The following is a 1,209-nucleotide window of genomic DNA, read 5'->3' as shown; positions in this document are numbered from 1 at the left end:
GGCTGGGTCCACAGCGCGCGCAGCACCTCGACCTGCTCCGCGCTCCGGCGGCCGCGGTTCGCGAAGGTCTCGTTGAGGGCCTCGAACTCGACGGCGTTCCAGCCCACCCCGATGCCGAGGCGGAGCCGGCCGCCGCTCAGGACGTCGATCTGGGCCGCCTGCTTGGCCACCAGCGCGGTCTGCCGCTGCGGGAGGATCAGGATGCCGGTGGCCAGGGTGAGCCGGCGCGTGATCGCCGCGAGGTACGCCATCAGGGTGAGCGCCTCGTGGACCACGGCCTCGTGCGAGTAGGTGGCCAGCGACGGGTGAGAGTGGAACTTCGGATCGGCACCGAGCACGTGGTCGGCCACGAAGAGATGATCGAAGCCCAGCGCCTCGACGGCACGCACGAACTCGCTGATGACCGCCACGTCGGTCCCGCACTCTGTCTGGGGAAAGATCGCGCCGAGCTTCATACGGTCACCACACCTTGACGAGCTTTTGCAGGCTGCGCAATCCGGGCGGGTGGGGCTGGCCCTTGTAGCGATTGCCCCAGTTGGTGTACGACACTTCGCCGACATAGATGTCACCACGCGAGTCGACGGCGAGCCCGTGTGGCGAGACGAACTGGCCCGGCTCGAGCCCGGCCAGGCGGTGGCCCAGCCGGGCCAGCCGCTCGCCCCGGTGAGTGTAGATGCTGACCCGGGGCCCGATATTGGGCACGTCGTAGTTAACGGCCAGGGCGCCGCCGATCTCGCCGATGTAGAAGCGCCCCTGACCTCCGCGCTCGAGGTAGAGGCCCGAGGGGCGGTGCATGTCGTGCCACTGCGCCTCGAACTTGCCGTTGCCGTCGAACACCTGGACGCGGTGGTTCTCGCGGTCGGCCACGTAGACCCAGCCGTCCGAATCGCAGCAGATGTTGTGGGGAATATTGAACTGGCCCGGGTCGGTGCCCGGCTCGCCCCACGAGAGGAGCGGAGTGCCGTTGGGCGCGAACTTGTGAACCCGCGCGTTGCCGTAGCCGTCGGAGACGTAGAGGTCGCCCTGGGGCGACAGCGCGGTGTGAGTGCAGCGATGAAACGGCTCGCCGCTCATGTAGGGCTTGGGCGCGCCGGGGATGCCGATCGTCAGCAGCACCTTGCCGTCGAGGGTGCAGTGGCGGACGGTGTGGTCGCCGTCGTCGGTCAGCCACAGGGTGTCGTCGGGCGCCATGTGGACGCCGTGCGCGCG

At 69.1% G+C, this 1,209-nt stretch carries 2 protein-coding genes; both read right to left on the bottom strand.

What is annotated here, in order from left to right; translation table 11 throughout:
• On the bottom strand, positions 1–455 hold a 455-nt coding region (locus tag ACRDSQ_RS17505; protein WP_431422484.1), incomplete at its 3' end, for an LLM class flavin-dependent oxidoreductase.
• Positions 456–459: 4 nt separating this feature from the next.
• Positions 460–1,209, bottom strand: a 750-nt coding sequence (locus ACRDSQ_RS17500) for a peptidyl-alpha-hydroxyglycine alpha-amidating lyase family protein (RefSeq protein ID WP_431422483.1), incomplete at its 5' end; no start/stop codon positions are given.

This window comes from Actinokineospora sp. (assembly GCF_050699995.1).
GTDB lineage: Bacteria > Actinomycetota > Actinomycetes > Mycobacteriales > Pseudonocardiaceae > Actinokineospora.
Note: the sequence above shows the minus strand (reverse complement) of the source record. Positions and strands in the feature narration are given on the sequence as shown.